Below are 20,143 nucleotides of genomic sequence, written 5' to 3'. Positions count from 1 at the left end.
TGGGAAATGACACGCGTTACTTTTCGGTTGTTTCAGAGAGTACTTGCTTTAAATGCGCCACATCATGTATGAGGTGGTCTGTCATCGCCTGAACGGCTTCAGCAGCCCGGCGTTCTTTTATTTGAGTGAAAATGGCCGTATGCTCTTTTTGAATCGTCTCAGCCCGAGGCCCGCCGCTAAAATGAAAGATGCGGCAATAATGAATGAGCGCATTCACGTGATTTAATTGTTTAGATAAACGGTGATTGTGACTGGCTTGTATGATTGTTTGATGAAACGCTTCGTGTAACTGAACGATATCCTGAGATGGCAGTTGCTGTTTGATCGCTTCGTCTGCCTTCGTGAGCACCTGTTCAATGTCATCTATTTCTCTATCTGTGGCTTCTTTGCAGGCAAGCTTAACGGCAAGCGTTTCTAAAGCCATTCGGACTTGATAGAGTTCCTCGACATCTCGCTCTGTTAACGTATAGACGGAATAGCCTGATCGATGATCCGCGATTAAAAGTTCGTCTTTTTCTAACAGCCTCATCGCCTCTCTGACCGGTGATCGGCTTACGCCAAATTGTTTGGCAAGCTGTGTTTCATTGATGCGCTCTCCTGGCTGAAACTGGCCATCAAAAATCATTTGCTTCAACTGTTCATAAAATTGCATGTGATAAGGTGCTGGTCTTTCCATCTCGAATGAATTCATCCCATCATTCCCTCTTTTGTACATCATCTTTTGTCTCATGTTATCCAAGTTCTTCCCTCTAGGCAAGCCTGCATCGAAAAGTCAATATCGTACAATCCAAGAGAAAAAGGGTGTGCTACACTAATGATCAGCTCAGTGAAAAGAGGGGATCGACATGAGAATACTAGAGGAACGAACAGTCCATTTTGACCAGGACTTGCAAATAGAGGCGTATCGCTTTCATGCCATCATCAAAAAGTTCCCAAAACATTTTCATCCATACTATGTGATTGGATTTATTGAAGGCGGTCAAAGACGAATGTTCTGCCAAAATCAAGAATACATCATTGAAAAAGGAGATATCCTTCTTTTCAATCCGTACGATAACCACGCATGTGAACAATTTGATCACATGCCGCTAGATTATCGCAGCTTAAATATTGAACCAGAGGTGCTGGAGAAGATCTTTCAGCACAAGCCGCATTTTAAAGCCCCTGTGGTTTCACAAAGTGAACTAGCAAAGCAATTATATGATCTTCATCAAATGATCACAGAAGAAGCTCCTGCTTTGAATAAACAGGAAGCCTTTTACTTTTTGATGAAGCAGTTGATCGAAACCTATTCTGATACACCAGAGGAAAAAGCATCAGCAGCCAATGCCAATGAACAAAAAGTCCAAGACGTACAGCAATATATTGAAACACATCTCACGGAAAATATATCGTTAGATGACTTAGGTGAGCTTGTGTCCATGAACAAATATTCATTGCTGCGTGCTTTTACAAAGTTCAGAGGAATTACGCCGTATCGTTATTTACAGACAATCAGGGTGAACTATGCGAAGGAACTTCTCGCCCAAGGAATGAAGCCAATAGATGTAGCTGCTGCCGCTGGATTTTCTGATCAAAGTCATTTGACTCATTTCTTTTCGGAATTTATTGGGCTTACGCCAGGGCAGTATCAGCAAATTTTTGCAAAGCAGGTAATAGCAAAATGAAAAATAAACAGCTTCTTGGTCATCTAGCAGCCATGCTCACCATTTTTTTATGGGGATCTACCTTTATATCAACCAAAATATTATTAACGGCTTTTTCTCCAACAGAGATTTTATTTTTTCGTTTTTTCCTTGGGTACCTTGCCCTGATGATCATTTATCCAGTCACCATGAAGGTGCAGCATAGAAAGCATGAAGGGATGTTTGCGCTCGCAGGGTTATGCGGTGTGGTCTTATACTATTTTTTAGAAAATGTTGCACTTACCTATACGTTCGCTTCGAATGCAGGTGTTATCAGCTCCGTTGTCCCATTCTTCTCTTTTCTATTGTCTTATTTTTTATTAAAAGATGAGCCGCTACATAGCCGGTTTTTTATCGGTTTTTTCATTGCGATGACGGGAATTGTGCTGATTAGCTTGAACGGGATGACGACATTCCAATTGAATCCACTCGGCGATGCTTTAGCATTTATGGCTACCATTGTCTGGGCATTTTATTCCATTTTATCGAAAATGATCAATCAATATGGCTACCATATTATTCAGGTGACAAGACGTGTCTTCTTTTACGGGCTTTTATGGATGATTCCACTGATCTGGCATTTTAAGATTCGTTTAGACTGGGAGCGGTTGACGAATCCATCGTTTGCCTTCCACTTGCTGTTTTTAGGCGTCTTTGCATCTGCTATTTGTTTTCTGACATGGAGCTTTTCCGTGAAGACGATCGGTGTGGTGAAATCGAGTATCTACATTTATGGCGTTCCAATCATCACGATGGTCATTTCAATGATCGTTCTCCATGAGAGATTGACCTTCATGTCTGGGCTTGGAACAGCACTGACCTTAGGAGGTTTGCTGCTTTCAGATAAAAAAAGTGCGGGAAGAAAGAAACAGAAGCCCCATGTGCTGATGCAGGATAAAAAGGCGCTTTGATCAAAAAAAGCGTCTTTTGTCCATTGTAAGAACACGCACTCTTTAGTAAACTCAAATGAAACGGTCGACGGTCGACCGATAACAAAGGGGGAAAAATCAATGAAGCATATTTCAATTGCAGCGATACCAGGTGACGGGGTTGGAAAGGAAGTTGTGCCTGAAGCTATTCGAGTTTTGAAAGCGGTATCAGATGTGCATGGCGGTCTGTCTTTCACCTTTCAGGACTTTCCGTGGAGCTGTGAGTATTATTTAGAGCATGGCGAAATGATGCCAAAGGATGGATTGGAACAACTAAAAGCCTTTGACAGCATTTTCTTAGGAGCAGTCGGAGATGCCAATTTAGTGCCGGATCATGTATCACTTTGGGGATTGCTCATTAAAATTAGACGTGAATTTGAGCAAGTGATAAACGTCAGACCTGCAAAACAGCTGAGCGGCATTCGCTCACCGCTTGCTCAGCCAAAGGATTTCGACCTTCTAGTTGTCAGAGAAAACGGTGAAGGTGAATATAGTGAAATTGGAGGCCGTATTTATCAAGGAGAAGATCAGCTTGCTGTTCAAAATGCAGTGTTCTCAAGAAAAGGGACAGAGCGTGCGATGCGTTTTGCCTTTCAATTAGCAGAAAAAAGGCGAAAGCATGTGACGAGTGCAACGAAATCGAATGGGATCGTTCATACCATGCCTTTTTGGGATGAAGTGTTTCAAGACGTAGCAAAGGATTATCCAGAGGTGACAGCAGACTCACAGCACATTGATGCACTCTCAGCCTTCTTTGTAACTAGACCTGAGAAATTTGATGTAGTTGTTGCCAGTAACTTGTTTGGTGATATTTTGACAGACCTTGGGGCAGCCATTATGGGAAGTATTGGCGTAGCGCCTGCCGCCAACATCAATGTAAATGGCAAATACCCATCCATGTTTGAACCAGTACACGGCTCAGCTCCAGACATTGCTGGAAAAGGAATTGCCAATCCGATCGGTCAAATCTGGACCGCTAAATTGATGCTGGATCATTTCGGAGAGGAAGAACTGGGCACCCATCTGCTCGAAACCATCGAATTAGTCACAGCAGATGGCTTTTTAACAGCAGACATCGGCGGCGCCTATCAAACGCAAGAAGTCACGAATGAAATCATCAAACGATTGAAGAAATAACGTATTAATTATAAATATAGGCAAGTAGTATCTATAATTCGCCTTTTGATTTTATTTTTTTGAAAGTGTGTTATATAGAGTGTTATATAGTAACCAAGCGTTTTTATCTCCTGCATAGAAAAAATATTTTTTGCTTTGTATATCTTCATTTTTATAACAAATACCTAAGTGAATACATTCACTTAAAATTTTCGAGGATTTTTTCTTAGCTAGATTTTTCTTCAAATCCAAAAAGAAATTTGTAACTAAAAGTGAAACGATGTAAGGTGTAAATAAAATTGTAGCGAGATTAATAAGATTAGCTTTTGAAAAATTCTTTATATATATATTTATCTCATCGAAGTATATTTTTTCTTTTTCTACTAATTTCAATGCAACTTGTTTTTGTTCTAATAATGAAGGCCCAGAGAAACTAATACTCACATGGAAAAAAATAGATATAGTTACTAATGAAATGACAATATTACTTAATTTAAGTACATTGCTTAATTGATCCAGTTGATATGGTGGGTGAAATATAATAATTATTAAAAGAAATATTACAGAATATATAGTTATTATAATAAAAACAAAAATATATTTCTCATTAAGAATATAAGAAACAATAATAAGGTTTTCATTTTTGAAAGTTGATATGAATTTCATAAGGTGATTATATGCATTATTGTTTGTGGAAAATGAAAAAAGAGTTATAACAAACGTTAAAACTGAAAGGATTAAAAAAATCAAACCGAAAAATCCGAAAAATGTAGTGCTAATAATCCCTAAAAATCTAATATAAAAATTATTGTGATATATTGATAAACCGATTAGAATTAAGCAAAAACTAAAAGAAAGCAAAGAAATTCCATGGATACTATTCCAAAAATGATAGAATATATTGAAATTCAAACCAATGGTTATTTCTACTAAAATAAAAATTATAGATATTAACATTATAATTTGACCTCGGATTTGACGGTCTACTTTAAAGTTCTCATCAGTAATATCTAGGTGCTTAAGTTTAACTGTTGATATATAGAGAGATATGGTTTTTAAAATCCAAAATAATGGGATGAGAAAAAATGATAGTTTAAATATCATAATATGTATGGAACTAAGTAAACTTATCAAAATATAATAGACTAAAGATAAATTCAAACCTTGTTTTATACTAACTTTAGTGATATAGGTCCAAACAGTTTGCATTCGTTCTCCTTAATTTTTTCTTTTTATACTAATAATAACATTTGTGAAGGTGTGTACCAATAACTATATAGGACAATCTAAAACGAAATCATCAAACGATTGAAGAAATAATCCGTCATTAGAACCACATCTCCACGTCTGCTATAATAAAAGGATGGATAGAAGAAAGAGATGTGAAATTTCGTGTCAAAAACAGTTGTATTAGCAGAGAAACCTTCGGTAGGACGTGACCTTGCACGTGTGCTGAAGTGTCATAAAAAAGGAAATGGTTTCTTAGAAGGAGATCAATACATTGTCACGTGGGCGCTTGGCCATTTGGTCACACTGGCTGATCCAGAAGGCTACGGGAAAGAATTTCAATCCTGGCGCCTAGAGGATTTACCAATTATTCCAGAACCACTCAAGCTTGTCGTGATGAAAAAGACAGGTAAACAGTTCCAAGCGGTCAAAGCGCAGCTTGCGAGAAAAGATGTAAAAGACATTGTCATCGCAACAGATGCTGGACGTGAAGGGGAGCTTGTGGCAAGGTGGATTCTTGAAAAAGCACATGTGAAAAAGCCTCTAAAACGTCTATGGATTTCGTCTGTTACAGACAAAGCTATTCAAGAAGGGTTCAAACGATTAAAAGACGGCAGAGAGTATGATAACTTGTATCGCTCGGCGGTTGCGCGTGCAGAGGCAGACTGGATTGTCGGCATCAACGCAACAAGAGCGCTGACAACGAAGTTCAATGCACAGCTTTCCTGCGGACGGGTGCAAACACCAACGGTCGCCATGATCGCCAAACGAGAAGAAGACATTCAGCAATTCCAGCCGAAGCCGTTCTTTGGTCTGACTGCACAAGTAGACGGACTGACGCTGACTTGGCAGGATGCAAAGACAAAACAAAACCGTACATTCCAAGAGGATGTAGTGAAGGAGCGCTTGGCAGCCTGTAAAGGAAAACCTGCAGTAATTGATGCACTGAAAAAAACAGCGAAAAAAGCCTTTGCTCCAGGATTGTATGACTTGACAGAGCTGCAGCGTGATGCCCATAAACGCTACGGTTTTTCAGCAAAAGAAACACTGTCTACACTTCAGCGTCTGTATGAGCAGCATAAGCTCGTCACATACCCGCGTACGGATTCACGTTTCATTTCGGCAGATATCGTGCCTACATTAAAAGATCGACTCAAAGGAATGAACGTTAGACCTTACGCGCAGCATGTGAATCGCATTTTACAATCAGGCATTAAAGCGCATAAAGGTTTTGTCAACGACGCCAAAGTGTCAGATCACCATGCGATCATTCCAACCGAGGAAGAGCTGTATCCAGGTGCATTAAGCGATAAAGAGCGTAAATTATATGACCTGATTGCCAAGCGATTCCTCGCTGTACTGATGACCCCCTTTGAATATGAGGAAACAACAGTGATCGCCAAGATCGGCAGTGAGACATTCACAGCGAAAGGGAAAATTGTGCAATCAGCCGGTTGGAAAGCCGTGTACGATGATTCCTATGAAGACGAGGAATCAGCCGAAGCAGATCAGCACTTGCCGGCATTAACAGAGGGGCAGTCACTTGACGTACGCCAATTAAAAGAGACAAAAGGCGAAACGAAACCTCCTGCTCGTTTTAACGAAGCGACCCTTTTATCTGCCATGGAGAACCCGTCTGCATTTATGGAGAACAAGGAAAAAGACTTAGTGAAAACCCTTGGCGAAACGGGTGGATTGGGGACAGTGGCCACAAGAGCTGATATCATTGAGAAACTGTTTAACAGCTTCTTAATTGAGAAAAAAGGCAAAGACATCTTCATCACATCGAAAGGGAAGCAGCTTCTTTCTTTAGTACCTGAAGATTTAAAGTCACCTGCGTTAACAGCGGAATGGGAACAAAAGCTGTCTAAAATTGCGAAAGGCCAATTGAAAGCTTCTCAATTCATGAGTGAAATGAAGTCATATGCAAAACAAGCCGTATCTGAAATCAAACAAACGAACCAAACCTTTAAGCATGACAACATGACAGGCACACATTGCCCTGACTGCGGAAAACTCATGTTAAAAGTGAACGGGAAAAACGGCACCATGCTTGTTTGTCAGGATAGAGAATGCGGACATCGAAAAAATGTGGCAAAGAAAACAAATGCACGCTGCCCGAACTGTCATAAAAAGCTTGAGCTGCGCGGGGAAGGCGATGGCAAAATATTTGCCTGTGTTTGTGGTCATAGAGAGAAACTGTCTGTTTTCGAAAAACGCAAATCACAATCCAATCAAAAACGAGCCAGTAAGCACGATGTGTCTAAATATATGAAGAAACAAAAGAAAGTGGAAGAACCAATCAATAACGCACTTGCAGAACAATTGAAGAAACTAAAATTAGATCAATAGTTGTGTAAAAACCCATGTGAATTCGCATGGGTTTTTTGTTTGTTCGAGTATTTTGACATGTTGTTTTTCTGTAAATGGGAATATGTAAGCGAAAAGACTCGTAATTTGGTATAAAATATTTATTTTCATTTAAACAGAAACGCTCTATAATAAATCGTTAGATGCTTAGAGAGAACAAGGATTGAAAGGGGACACGAATGGATACACCCATACATCGTACAGCTATCGCTATACTCATTGTCATTCTACTAGGCGGATGTACCTGGAAACAGCAGCAACATTCAGCTCAACCAGAACCTGCAAAGCCAGTATTGTCAGGAGAGTACTTTATGACTCACCACTTAATGACAGATCAAGGCATGATCCGGACCTCGCTTGCGGAGCAGCCTACCTACTTATCGGAATCGCTCGGACTTTGGATGGATTATCTTGTTAGAAAAAAAGATCAAACATCTTTTGATCAACAGGTAGACGTCCTGCGCACTCAATTCTTACTGGAACATGATCTTCTTAGCTGGCAAATCGAATCTCATCAAAAAAGCAAAGTCAATGCTTTAGTTGATGACTTACGTGTAGTAACAGCACTTCAAAAAGCAGATCAATTGTGGCAGAAGTCAGTGTATCAAACCACAGCCAAAAAAATCGCAAAAGCGTTAAAAGACAAAAACATGTTCAAGGGTATGTTGACCGACTATTATGATGCATCGACAAAGCAAACTTCACATACAATCACACTTTCATATATTGACCCAAAAGCAATCAAAGAACTAGTATCCCTCCACCTATTCACAGAACAAATGATGAACAGCCAATTGGCCATTCTAAAAAATGCACCGAGACAAAAAGGATTTTTTCCAAAATCCTATGACATAGCGAAGAAAGTCTACTCATTTGATCAGGAAATCAACTTGATCGACCAGCTTTATACGGCTCTTTATGCCGAACGTGCACAGGTTGATACATCAGTCATCATGAAATGGCTGAAAACCAACTTCCAAAAGGAAGGAAAACTGTATGGACGATATAAACTGAGCACATTACAGCCAGCAGTGACGTATGAATCGCCTTCAGTCTATGCACTGGTGATCTTATATGCACTCAAACAAGGAGAAGATGATTTTGCAAAAGACGTCTATCACCGAATGAAAGAGCTGCAAATCCAAGATCCTCTCAAGCCTTATTACGGAGGCTATATGAACGAAAAAGATACACACTCATTTGATAATTTATTGCCTCTAATTGCAGAAAGGGAGCTTCTAAATGAAAAGGTTATTCAGTAACACCTATCGCACGTATTATACGCTGCTCCTCACGTTTGCGGGACTCATTTTATTTATGGGCTACTTGAATGGACGTGATGCGGAGAGTGTCATGATCATCACACTCACATTTGTCGTGATAGGATGCGGCATTTTATTTGGTATTTTGCCAGCATTGGTTTTTACTTTGTTGATTTTGTTCTTTATAGGAAGCGGGATGTTCTTTACAGAGCTCGGTCACACAAATTCACTCTTTTCTCATCAAACGTTGCAAGATGTCGTGATATGGGGCGTGGCACTTCTCTTTTTTGCTATTTCTGCTGGAAACGTGCATGAGCGAATAAAAACGATGCGTTACACCATTGACCAACAAAAGAGGGCCATCAAACAATTTGTAGCGATTGACTCAACCACAGGATTTGACAATGCAGAGCGGATGAGGCTCGAGTTATCTGAGGAAATGAAACGAGCAGAACGATATAAACAGCCATTCGTCTTTATCCTTCTTCATATGCACTACTCAGCGGAATTCAAAACATTATATGGAGAAAAAGAAATGCAGCATCTTTTCCAGCAACTCAGTATGAAAATTCGCGAAAGTGTGAGAGAAACCGATAAGAAATTTCGATTATCCGAAGAACGAATCGGGCTGCTGCTCACTCACACACCTGCAGAAAACGTCTCGATCGTTCTTGAAAAGCTAAAGGATAAACTGCAAACGCATGTCCTGCTAAATGGTCGTGAAGTGACCTTAACTTTTCATGTCTGTCATTTAACAAGCAGCTCGGACTATCGGACACCAGAGCAATTTTTAGAAGAACTAGAAAACGAGATGATGATGAATGAACTTTAATGTTTTGACGAAATGTTGTTTGTTAATCGTTCTTTTCTCTATGCTTTCGATCAAAGACAGTACATCAGCCGGTGCACTTGAGAAAGAGTCAAGGACCCTCATCGTCTATTCCACACAATCAGGTGAGACAACGCCAACTGTTCATATGCTTGATGTACTTGTGGGGCATTTTTCCACACGAACGACCATTTTATCTGATGAACAAATCACTGAAAAGAACCTCAATGACTCTCAGCTAGTTATCTATATAGGTGAAGAAAAGAGAACGTTGAAAGCACAAACCATTCGTCTCATAAACGAATCAAAACGCTTAATCGCAATAGGATACAATGCGGAACAGCTTCGTCCATTCTCCAAGCTTACTCTTCACAAACAAGATCACATCAGTCAAATCAAAGATACTGATGATCAAGAATACCGTCAGCTAGAGAGAGGAATCACAGCTCAGACGGTTCAAGGTGCAGATCTGCAACGTAAATTCTTATTGAAGAAAAATCAAGCTGAACAGCCATTTGTGATTCAAACAAAAGAAGGTGCGGCATATATCGGAATGCTAAATATCCTTCAGCACGACAAGCTGCTTGCAGAGGTGCTGGAAAGTCTCCTGCCGGCTTCTAATCAAACGACGACAAAGTACTTACAGATTGGGAAGATTAACCCTGTCACGGATGAGAAGAAGTTACTTAAACTTGGACGATACGTAACAGCTCGCCATATCCCTTTTCTGCTGGCGGTGACCCCTATATGGATTGATCCAGCAACGGGAGATGAAGTGACGCTCAGTGACCGGCCTAAACTTGTCCACGTGTTAAAACAATTGCAAAGCAATGGAGCTAGTGTCGTTCTTCACGGGTTTAGCCGTACGTATCGAACGGAGGAGTCGGGTAAAGGCTTTGAATTCTGGGATGTAAAGTACGATCAGCCCGTTACGTCAAATGAACCAGAGAAAGCTGATCAGCAGCTGAACAAAAGCTTTTTTCCGAATGAAAAAGATTTTAATGCGTATATCACATCCAATCAACATCAAGAAGCCATCTATACAGAAGAAAAGCTGACAAAAGGCATTGAACTGCTCGCGCAGCAGGGGTTATATCCGCTTGCATTTGAAGTGCCAAATGACGCCATTTCCCTGCAAGGCTATGAAGTGATTTCCCGCCATATGTCCAGTCTATTTGGGCAGGTGCAGCTCTCAGACCGTACATGGAAAACAAGAAGTGCATCACCATTTTTGTCGACACCCGCCATGCTTCATGGCATGACTTTATATCCTGAACAGTCTATAGATACAGCGTCTGACCAAGAAGGTGCAAACATACTGACTGAGCAAACAATTCAATCCTTGCAGCATATCCAATCCGCCGCCATTGGGCTGTCCTATGATGTGGAAGCGGGGATAGATGGGCTGCAAGATGTAATCACACAAATGGATGCGATCCCTTCTAGTGAATGGCTAGATTTAAAGAAAACAAAACAGACTGTTCAAACTCAGAATGTCCAGATCAAAACAGCAGGAAATGGACAGATTCAAATAGAGCAATCCAATATAGCTGAACCAAAAACAAACAAACGAAGCGGGATGGAAAATATGCTTCGAATACTCACAATGGTGGTGCTGCTCTTTATTGTGGCATTTGCTTTTTACACATTGTATTTAAGGCTGACGATGAAAAAACGGATCTTTAAGGAGAGAAAATCAGGTGGCTGATATCTTATTTTACCTATCATTAATACTGATTTGGATCATGCTCCTATATCATATGTTTCTGATGCAGGGAGGCTTTCAGCACTATTTAACTTACGAAAAAGTGCTGCCTAAATGGACGAAACAAGGGAAAGATCTGCCGACCGTCAGCATTCTCATTCCAGCACATAATGAAGAAGTGGTCATTCGGCAGACGCTAAAAGCCATGGTCCAGTTATCCTATCCCAAACACCTTCTTGAAATCATTGTGATTAATGACAATTCCTCTGATCGTACAGGGGAGATTGTGCAATCATTTAGTGAGCAATACGATCATGTCCATATGATTGAAACAAAGCCGCCATTTGCAGGGAAGGGGAAATCTACTGCACTGAATGAAGGCTTGAAGGCTTCGACAGGAGACGTTATTTGTGTATACGATGCAGATAATATGCCTGAAAAGAAAGCCGTCTACCATTTGGTTCTTGGATTATTGAATGATCCTAAAGCAGGTGCTGTTGTCGGGAAATTCAGGGTCATCAATGCAGCCAAAAACCTCCTGACAAAATTCATTAACATAGAAACGATCTGCTTCCAGTGGATGGCGCAAGGCGGGAGATGGAAATGGTTTGGCATTGCGACGATACCAGGCACCAACTTTGCGATCCGCCGGCACATTTTAGAAGAGCTTGGCGGCTGGGATGTCCATGCACTAGCTGAAGACACTGAATTAACAATTCGTGTGTATAATCTGGGCTATGTGATTCGGTTCTTTCCTGCTGCGATTACATGGGAACAAGAGCCTGAAACATGGAAAGTCTGGTGGCGGCAGAGAACACGCTGGGCTAGAGGCAACCAATATGTTGTGCTCAAATTTTTAAGACAGTTTATGAAATTAAAACGAAAACGAATGATTTTCGATTTATTTTATTTTTTCTTTACGTATTTCTTATTTTTCTTTGGTGTACTGCTCTCCAACGGCATTTTTATCGTAAACTTATTCGTTGATCTTCACTTATCTGTGGGAGCTGTGGCACTCATCCTATGGGGATTAGCCTTCTTCCTCTTTTTAACAGAAGTAATGATTACGTTAAGCATAGAGAAAACAGAGCTGACCAAACAAAATATTCTCATTGTCGTTCTCATGTACTTTACCTATTCCCAAGTATGGATTGCGCTTGTTGTGTACTCCTTATGTGTAGAGGCGAAAAGTCGATTATTGAAACAAGAAGTGAAATGGTACAAAACCGAGCGTTACAATCAACAACAAAAGAAAAGCGGGTGACATATTGAAATCGTTAAAATGGTTGATTTATATATTAGGATTATCCTTAGCGATCCAGCCTTTTTTCATGGCAGGTCAAGCAATGGCGCAATCCAACCGAGTTCAAGTCAAAGATGATTGGGTTCAATCTTCAAAAGAAAGCAAAACAAAAACGCAGCATCTATCAGAAGACGTAGTGACCTTATATGGGCAAGAAGACCGCACTGAATTTACCTATCAAGTGGATCAGGAAAAAACAGAGTCAAGCACATTGACGTTCAATATAGAGGCTTCACCATTATTGATTTCACCTTCCTCATTCACTGTTATGATTGATGGAGAGATCGAAAAGACCATCCCTGTATCAGGGAAAAACCAGAAAAAGTCGATTCAAATCAAGTTGAACAAAGCACAATTGAAAAAAGGTACTCACCGCATTCAGGTCACATTTTATGGTGTTTTAAAAGAAGGCGTGTGTATCAACCAAGAGACACCTGCTAATTGGCTAAAAGTGTATCCTGAAAGTGAACTTACATTCAAAGGAATCCAGACAAAAGATTTCACATTAGATAGCTTTCCATCACCTTTTATTCAAACAGGTGATCAGAAAGAACAGACAGACATTGTAATTCCTAATTCACCGGATGCAGCTGAATTAGAAGCAGCCATCAAAGTATACCGTACGTTGAAAAACAAAGATCGCCAAAAAGAGATCAAACTTATCCAAGAAAAGGACATCAAGCAAGTGGCTCACCCAACGATTGCTGTGGGAGCTATAGGAAGCTGGGATGGACGGATGAAAACGATTGAACAAGCTGCAGGAATTAAAACGAAAAGCAGTCATCTTACGTTAGCGATGAGAACTTTGACAGCAAAGAAAACAAAACAGCCCATTCTATTTGTGACAGCGGAAAAGCCTGTGACAATCGCTGAAAAAATCAATGTTCTAACTCAGTCAGAATTAACGGATCAACTGACTGGAACAGACCTAGTGCTTCAAAAAGCTGCAGCTCAAACGTCTAAACCATCTCACAAGATTCGTTTGAAAGATTTTGGCGGAGATGATGTCACGGTTGGGACCAACAAGACGGCATCCGACCACTACTATTATCCGAAAGCGCTACTGGCTAACCAAAAATCAGGTGCAAAGCTCAATCTTTCATTCAAAAAATCTGATACAGCGGCAAGCAAAACAGAACGGTTAACTGTTATGATCAATGACGAACCGCACGACGTACCATTAGCAAAACTAGGCAGCAAAGATGCGAATGGATTCTATCATGTCTCGATTCCAGTAGATTCAAAGATACTTCAAAAAAATGAATATATTGATTTGCAATTTGTCACAAGTGGTTTTAAAAACATGGAATCCTGCAGACATACGGATGAAGAAGGCTGGATATTCATTGACAAAAATAGCTCTTTACAAATACCAGAAGGAACAACGAGTGAAAAGCCAGATTTAGCCGCATGGCCGCTCCCGTTCACTTCGAAAAATACATTGATCATCATACCAGATCAAATCAAACGTGAAACAATCAATCAAATGGCCATGGTGACGGAATCTTTTAGTCAGCCAGAAGTGGCTCAATATCATTTAATGAAAGCTTCTCAAGTGACAAATGAACAATTGAAAAATCACCCTCTCATTTTTATCGGAGGTATTCAGACTTTCTCTCTTCTGAAAGAAAAAGCAGCCGATCTCATTGTTCCGGTGAAAAAGGATCAATATGATGTATCTTCTTTCGGCATGATCAACGAAACAACGGCTCGAATTGTATGGACGCAGCCATCTGTTTGGAATAAAGAACAGAAAATGACAGTCTTTTCAGGAATGACTGCAGCTGAAGCTAACGTGTCAAATGAAGTCATGCAATTTCTTCAAACAAATACAGAAAAAGCAACAGTTGCAATAGAGAGTAAAAACAAAGGCGTGTTTACTAATCATCAATCCGTCAGTAGCACATCCAGCAGTCTGAAAACAAGTGAAAAACAAAGCAGCAGCGAGTCTTGGATTTACTTTGTGTGTATCGCTGCACTCATCCTTTTTGTGCTTGTGATGATTGTCTATTTCGTACGAAAAAACCGTAAAAAGACTGAGTTCTAAACGATCAAAAGACCTTGAAAAAATCTCTTTACTTTGGTGTCAAACGGGAGTATGATCTCTTTTATAAAAGACCAATCGCTGAATCATTTCGATGAGCGGGGGAACCAATTGTGGTGGTATAAAACACCACGTGGGGTGAATCCTTTTAAGGTAGGGCAAAATCTCATGCGCCCGAATCCGTCAGCTAACCTCGTAAGCGTTAAAGAGAGCAAAGACCAACCTGTGATCTAAACAATAGGCACAGGGGCATTCTATTGCCTCTGTGTCTTTTTGGCGATCCAAATTTTGTAACTCAAATCGTTTGACACTAAAGGAGCGGGCATCACATGTACAGTTTGATGAAGCGTATTTTAATTGGTAAACCATTAAAATCACAGGCAGCAGGAGAACAAAAACTATCAAAAATCAAAGCTTTGGCATTATTGTCATCAGACGCATTGTCGTCAGTCGCATACGGTACAGAACAAATCTTAATTGTTCTATCAGTTGTCAGTGCGGCAGCGTTTTGGTACTCACTCCCGATTGCAGGTTGTGTATTAATCCTTTTAATGGCGTTAATTCTATCTTACCGCCAGATTATTTATGCTTATCCAGAAGGCGGCGGGGCGTATGTCGTCTCCAGCAGAAACTTGGGTGAAAAACCAGGGCTGGTTGCTGGTGGATCATTACTCGTCGATTACATTTTAACCGTAGCAGTGAGCATTTCTGCTGGGACCGATGCGATCACATCGGCTTTTCCAGCTCTATATCCATATCATGTCATGATCTCAATTGTATTAGTCCTAGTGATTATGGTGTTAAACCTTCGTGGACTGACAGAGTCGGCATCTATTTTGGCTTATCCTGTGTACCTATTTGTCTTTTCATTGCTCATTTTAATTGGGGTGGGCGGGTTTAAACTATTAACTGGGCAAGTGCCGCCAGCACCTGAACATACAGCATTTGGCACACATGTATCAGGCATCACGTTATTTCTTTTATTAAAGGCATTTTCGTCTGGCTGTTCTGCTTTAACTGGTGTTGAAGCGATTTCTAATACAATTCCATCCTTTAAAAAACCAGCTGCACAAAATGCAGCGAGAACTTTATTGATGATGGGGGGATTACTGGCCGTTCTATTTGTAGGAGTGACATTGCTTGCGTTTGGTTTTGGCATCTCGCCAAAGCCAGAAGAGACGGTTGTGTCACAAATTGCATCAGACACTTTTGGACGGACATTTTTCTACTATGTCATTCAAGCTGTCACAGCTTTAATTTTAATATTAGCGGCAAACACAGGTTTTTCAGCTTTTCCATTATTGGCTGTCAACTTAGCAAAGGATAAATATATGCCGCGCATGTTTACAGTGAGAGGAGATCGGCTCGGTTATTCCAATGGTATTATCTTTTTAGGTGTAGCTTCTATGTTGCTTATTTGGTTATTTGATGGGAAAACGGAACACCTCATTCCACTTTATGCTGTCGGTGTGTTTATTCCATTTACCTTGTCTCAGACAGGTATGTGTGTAAAGTGGATTCGTGAAAAACCACAGGGATGGAAAGTGAAAATGCCTATCAATATCGTGGGAGCATTTATTTCATTTACGGTTTTCATGATTCTCATTTTGACCAAGTTCCATCTTGTATGGCCAGTATTTGTTTTCATGCCAATTGTTCTATTTATTTTTCATTCTATTAAGAAACATTATCTGTCTGTTGGAGAACAATTACGTTTATTGAATGAAACCGAGCCTGTCGAAATCAAAGGAAATGTGGTCATCGTCCCAATAGCAGGTGTCACACGTGTCGTCGAACAATCTGTGCAATATGCAAAATCCTTATCAGACCAGGTCATAGCGGTTCATGTATCGTTTGATAAAGAGAAAGACAAGAAAATTGAAGCTGATTGGGAAAAGCTGAATAGTGATGTGCGTCTGGTGATTTTACATTCGTCTTATCGAAGTCTCATTCACCCGCTTGATAAATTTCTTGAAACGATTGAAGCGAAAGCAAATGCACATCAATATAGAGTGATGGTGCTCGTCCCTCAATTTATTCCGAAAAAAAGATGGCACACCATTTTGCATAATCAATCTGCTTTCTTATTAAGATTCCGTTTATTATGGAAACGGGATATTGTTGTCGCCACTCTTCCATATCACTTTAAAAAGTAACAAGAGCAAGTTGAAACGTTTGATCAAAAGGGTGCGGTGGTATGGAGTAAGAAAAAAGGAGTTTTCTCACATGCCGCAAAGAACCGCAGGAAAAGAAGTAACAGCGCTACTGGAAGAGTGGGGCGTGAAACATATTTATGGAATGCCCGGCGACAGTATTAACGAATTAATCGAAGAACTAAGGCATGAATCAAGCAAAATTCAATTTATACAAACAAGACATGAAGAAGTGGCAGCACTTTCAGCTGCAGCTGATGCGAAACTAACAGGTAAACTCGGTGTTTGTTTATCAATTGCAGGGCCAGGTGCTGTCCACTTATTAAATGGACTATACGATGCAAAAGCGGATGGTGCACCTGTATTAGCGATTGCAGGGCAGGTTGCTTCAACTGAAGTAGGCAGAGATGCATTTCAAGAAATCAAATTAGAGCGGATGTTTGACGATGTTGCTGTCTTTAATCAGCAAGTACAAACAGCAGAAGCTCTGCCTGACTTATTGAATCAAGCCATCAAAGCTGCTTATACCCATAAAGGGGTGGCGGTTCTCACTGTCTCAGATGATTTATTTGCTCAGAAAATTAAGCGGAGTCCCGTTTATACATCTCCTCTTTACGTAGAGGGAGACGTGCGGCCGAAGAAAGATCAACTGCTAAAGGCTGCTCAACTCATTAACAATGCGAAGAAGCCAGTCATCTTAGCAGGAAAAGGATTAAGAAATGCTAAAGAAGAACTTCTTTCGTTTGCAGAAAAGGCAGCTGCACCGATCGTCATTACACTTCCTGCAAAAGGTGTTGTTCCAGACAGGCATCCATACTTTTTAGGGAACCTAGGTCAGATCGGGACGAAGCCGGCATATGAAGCGATGGAAGAGTGCGATTTATTAATCATGCTTGGAACCTCCTTCCCATATAGGGATTACTTACCGGAAGACACACCTGCCATTCAATTGGATATCAAACCGGATCAGATCGGTAAAAGATATCCAGTAGAAGTGGGGATTGTAAGTGACAGTAAGACTGGTCTTCATGAACTAACCTCTTATATTGAATATAAAGAGCAGCGCGGTTTCCTTGAAGCTTGTACAGAGCACATGATGAAGTGGCGAGAAGAAATGGATAAGGAAAAATCTATTGCCACATCACCGCTTAAACCGCAGCAAGTCATCGCTAGATTAGAAGAAGCGGTCGATGATGATGCCATTCTTTCAGTTGATGTCGGTAATGTGACGGTATGGATGGCACGTCATTTCGAAATGAAGCAGCAGGATTTCATTATTTCCAGCTGGCTTGCCACAATGGGCTGTGGGTTACCTGGCGCAATATCAGCTAAATTAAACGAACCAAACCGCCAAGCCATTGCTGTCTGTGGTGACGGAGGCTTCACAATGGTGATGCAAGATTTTGTGACGGCGGTAAAATATAAACTGCCAATTGTCGTTGTGATCTTAAACAACAACAACCTTGGTATGATTGAATATGAACAACAGGTAAAAGGCAACATCAACTATGGTATAGAGCTGGAAGATATTGATTTTGCAAAATTTGCAGAAGCATGCGGTGGTAAAGGAATCTCGGTGTCATCACATGAAGAACTAGCACCAGCCTTTGATCAAGCACTTCAAGCTGAGAAACCTGTGATCATTGATGTTGCGGTGACCAATGAACCACCGTTACCTGGTAAAATCACGTACACACAAGCAGCAGGCTTTAGTAAATATTTATTGAAAAAATTCTTTGAAAAAGGTGAGCTGGATATCCCTCCACTCAAGAAAAGCCTTAAACGCTTTTTCTAAACAGCAGGTAGTCGGTCTTCCAATTAGGGAGACTGACTTTTTTTGTTGAATAGGTAAAATCATTTCAATTGTCACTTGTTTTCTTCTGTATAAAAATATAAAGACTGGATTTTTTACAACTTAAAGCCTATTTTTCCAATTCAGTGAGAAAGGTAAAATAGACTTTATGATCAATAATGGAGGGAGTGGCGCAATCTGGGCAAGATACTTGATGCAAAAGCACTAACCAATGCCATGGATACAAGGGCAAAACACTATCAGGAACTCCGCGAACAAATGATAGATTTAAAAAAGGCACTTCAAGGTGTTGCCAATCTCGGTGACGACTTCACTGGAAAAGGTGCCGATAACATTAAAAGCTTCTACAAAGAACTCGCCGGAAATGTGGACATGTTTATTAGCTTCATTGATAAACAAAAAGCCTTTCATGAAGGTGTTTCTGGGACACTTGATGATACAAATTTTGGCGGCGACACCTTTGTAGAAGAACACTTTTTAGACAACGCTGTACATATGGGAATCAAGAATGCCAAAAGCATCGTGAAGGATCAAAAAAAGGCACTCAAAACGATTTTTCAAGATATTGATGACCTCATTTCTCTGGAGGTATTTGATAGTAAAACCTTTGACGAAAAGATTGCAGATGCGGAAGATGAACGGAAGAAAACGGTTAAAGATTTAATAGAACTTGATCAAAATCTAAAAGATGAATATGCTTTGTCAGAGACTGAGGAGAAGGCTACAATGGCATTGTACGCAGAAATGATCAATGCCACAAATGACGGAAAGTCCATTTCGCCTATGAATTTTGACAAGAAAGCGTATCAAAATAGCGAAATCTACAAGGCAAAAAGCGATATTGAGAAGCAAACTTCTGAATATCTAAAAATTAAAAAAGATCAAGAAGAAGCCCGCAAGATCGCAAAGGAACAAGAAGCGCTCGCCAACCGTCCTTGGTATGAAAAAGCCCTTGATTACGGTGGGAATATCGTTAATGAGCTGACAGGCGTGAACGATGCAAAACGTGCCGCAACAGGTGTCGATCCGATCACAGGTGAAGAACTCACCGCAGGCCAACGAGTCGCCGCAGGCGGCATGGCAGCCGCAGGATATATCCCAATCGTCGGATGGGCAGGACGTATTTTCAAAGGCGGAAAAGCCGTCTATAAAACGACTCAAGCCACGTCTGCCGCAGTCAGAGCAGTCGACATTTACAAGACATCACAGAAGTCTTTCGATGCGTTGAAAACATCACAAAAAGGCTTATATGGACTCACCGCGACCAACGGCTTCAGCGAAGCGATTACGGGTCGAGATATGTTTGGAAATAAAGTCTCGAAAGAACAGCAGGAAGCGAGTATGAATGCGGCTTTGGGGATGCTTTTGCCGTTTGGGGCGAAGGGAGTTAAAAGTAATTTAGATTCCATTAAAAAGCCCAAATATATCCCGAAAGATATAAATGGTAAAAATGCGAGTCTGCCAAAATACGAGAATGGGAAGTTAATCAATGGAACGGTTCATAAACCAGATTCACAGTTTCCTCATACGCAAATTGGTTATAGGAAAGGGCGTAAAGAGGGGTACATTCAAACCCTCGAATGGGGAAAAGATGGTACGCCGATACAAAGAACAGATTGGACGGATCATGGTAGAGGTGATCACACAAATCCCCACTCTCATCTTGCGGTCTTTAAGGATGGATCATGGAGTTTTAAAGAATAATTT

General features: G+C 40.5%; 14 protein-coding genes and 1 riboswitch. Of the genes, 12 read left to right on the top strand and 2 right to left on the bottom strand.

Annotation, left to right across the window (positions count from 1 at the left end):
• Positions 1 to 16: 16 nt before the first annotated feature.
• Positions 17 to 691 (bottom strand): GntR family transcriptional regulator, encoded by a 675-nt coding sequence (locus N521_RS05905; RefSeq protein WP_035390688.1) that lies wholly within the window; start codon positions 689 to 691, stop codon positions 17 to 19.
• Positions 692 to 845: 154 nt separating this feature from the next.
• Here N521_RS05905 and N521_RS05900 point away from each other — a divergent pair, with 154 nt between their 5' ends.
• The 3 genes from N521_RS05900 to N521_RS05890 all read left to right on the top strand — a co-directional run bounded on the left by N521_RS05900 (position 846) and on the right by N521_RS05890 (position 3,751).
• Positions 846 to 1,667, top strand: coding sequence for an AraC family ligand binding domain-containing protein (locus N521_RS05900; protein WP_035390416.1), 822 nt, complete (start codon positions 846 to 848; stop codon positions 1,665 to 1,667).
• Positions 1,664 to 2,596: a DMT family transporter gene (locus N521_RS05895; protein WP_035390414.1), complete on the top strand. Its 933-nt coding sequence runs from the start codon at positions 1,664 to 1,666 to the stop codon at positions 2,594 to 2,596. Before N521_RS05900 ends, N521_RS05895 begins: the two co-directional genes overlap by 4 nt.
• A gap of 99 nt (positions 2,597 to 2,695) precedes the next feature.
• Positions 2,696 to 3,751 (top strand): tartrate dehydrogenase, encoded by a 1,056-nt coding sequence (locus N521_RS05890; protein WP_035390412.1) that lies wholly within the window; start codon positions 2,696 to 2,698, stop codon positions 3,749 to 3,751.
• Between the two features lie 51 nt (positions 3,752 to 3,802).
• Here the strand turns inward: N521_RS05890 and N521_RS05885 are convergent, their stop codons facing one another.
• Positions 3,803 to 4,939, bottom strand: coding sequence for a hypothetical protein (locus tag N521_RS05885; RefSeq protein ID WP_035390410.1), 1,137 nt, complete (start codon positions 4,937 to 4,939; stop codon positions 3,803 to 3,805).
• A 183-nt stretch (positions 4,940 to 5,122) separates the two neighbouring features.
• Here N521_RS05885 and topB point away from each other — a divergent pair, with 183 nt between their 5' ends.
• The 9 genes from topB (at position 5,123) to N521_RS05840 (ending at position 20,140) form a co-directional block, all read left to right on the top strand.
• Positions 5,123 to 7,309, top strand: coding sequence for a DNA topoisomerase III (topB, locus tag N521_RS05880; RefSeq protein ID WP_035390408.1), 2,187 nt, complete (start codon positions 5,123 to 5,125; stop codon positions 7,307 to 7,309).
• Between the two features lie 197 nt (positions 7,310 to 7,506).
• Entirely contained in the window at positions 7,507 to 8,589 is a 1,083-nt protein-coding gene (locus N521_RS05875; RefSeq protein ID WP_035390406.1) for a glycosyl hydrolase family 8, read from the top strand.
• Positions 8,570 to 9,421, top strand: coding sequence for a GGDEF domain-containing protein (locus tag N521_RS05870; protein WP_035390404.1), 852 nt, complete (start codon positions 8,570 to 8,572; stop codon positions 9,419 to 9,421). Before N521_RS05875 ends, N521_RS05870 begins: the two co-directional genes overlap by 20 nt.
• A complete protein-coding gene (locus N521_RS05865) occupies positions 9,411 to 11,126 on the top strand; it encodes a DUF2334 domain-containing protein (protein WP_035390402.1) in 1,716 nt (571 codons plus the stop codon). Before N521_RS05870 ends, N521_RS05865 begins: the two co-directional genes overlap by 11 nt.
• A 37-nt stretch (positions 11,127 to 11,163) precedes the next feature.
• Positions 11,164 to 12,387 (top strand): glycosyltransferase family 2 protein, encoded by a 1,224-nt coding sequence (locus N521_RS05860; protein WP_220482513.1) that lies wholly within the window; start codon positions 11,164 to 11,166, stop codon positions 12,385 to 12,387.
• A 4-nt stretch (positions 12,388 to 12,391) separates the two neighbouring features.
• Positions 12,392 to 14,473: a cellulose biosynthesis cyclic di-GMP-binding regulatory protein BcsB gene (locus N521_RS05855; RefSeq protein WP_035390398.1), complete on the top strand. Its 2,082-nt coding sequence runs from the start codon at positions 12,392 to 12,394 to the stop codon at positions 14,471 to 14,473.
• 66 nt (positions 14,474 to 14,539) lie between these two features.
• Positions 14,540 to 14,687, top strand: a riboswitch (cyclic di-AMP (ydaO/yuaA leader).
• A 112-nt stretch (positions 14,688 to 14,799) separates the two neighbouring features.
• Complete coding sequence (locus tag N521_RS05850; RefSeq protein ID WP_035390396.1) at positions 14,800 to 16,626, top strand: APC family permease; 1,827 nt, start codon at positions 14,800 to 14,802, stop codon at positions 16,624 to 16,626.
• Positions 16,627 to 16,696: 70 nt separating this feature from the next.
• Entirely contained in the window at positions 16,697 to 18,418 is a 1,722-nt protein-coding gene (locus N521_RS05845) for a pyruvate oxidase (RefSeq protein ID WP_035390394.1), read from the top strand.
• Between the two features lie 234 nt (positions 18,419 to 18,652).
• Positions 18,653 to 20,140 (top strand): ribonuclease YeeF family protein, encoded by a 1,488-nt coding sequence (locus N521_RS05840; protein WP_231493297.1) that lies wholly within the window; start codon positions 18,653 to 18,655, stop codon positions 20,138 to 20,140.
• Positions 20,141 to 20,143 lie beyond the last annotated feature (3 nt).

It is taken from the genome of Bacillus sp. UNC125MFCrub1.1, from assembly GCF_000701305.1.
In the GTDB taxonomy this organism is placed as follows: domain Bacteria; phylum Bacillota; class Bacilli; order Bacillales; family Bacillaceae; genus Bacillus; species Bacillus altitudinis.
The sequence above is the reverse complement of the archived record's forward strand: the minus strand, read 5'-3'. Positions and strand labels throughout refer to the sequence as shown.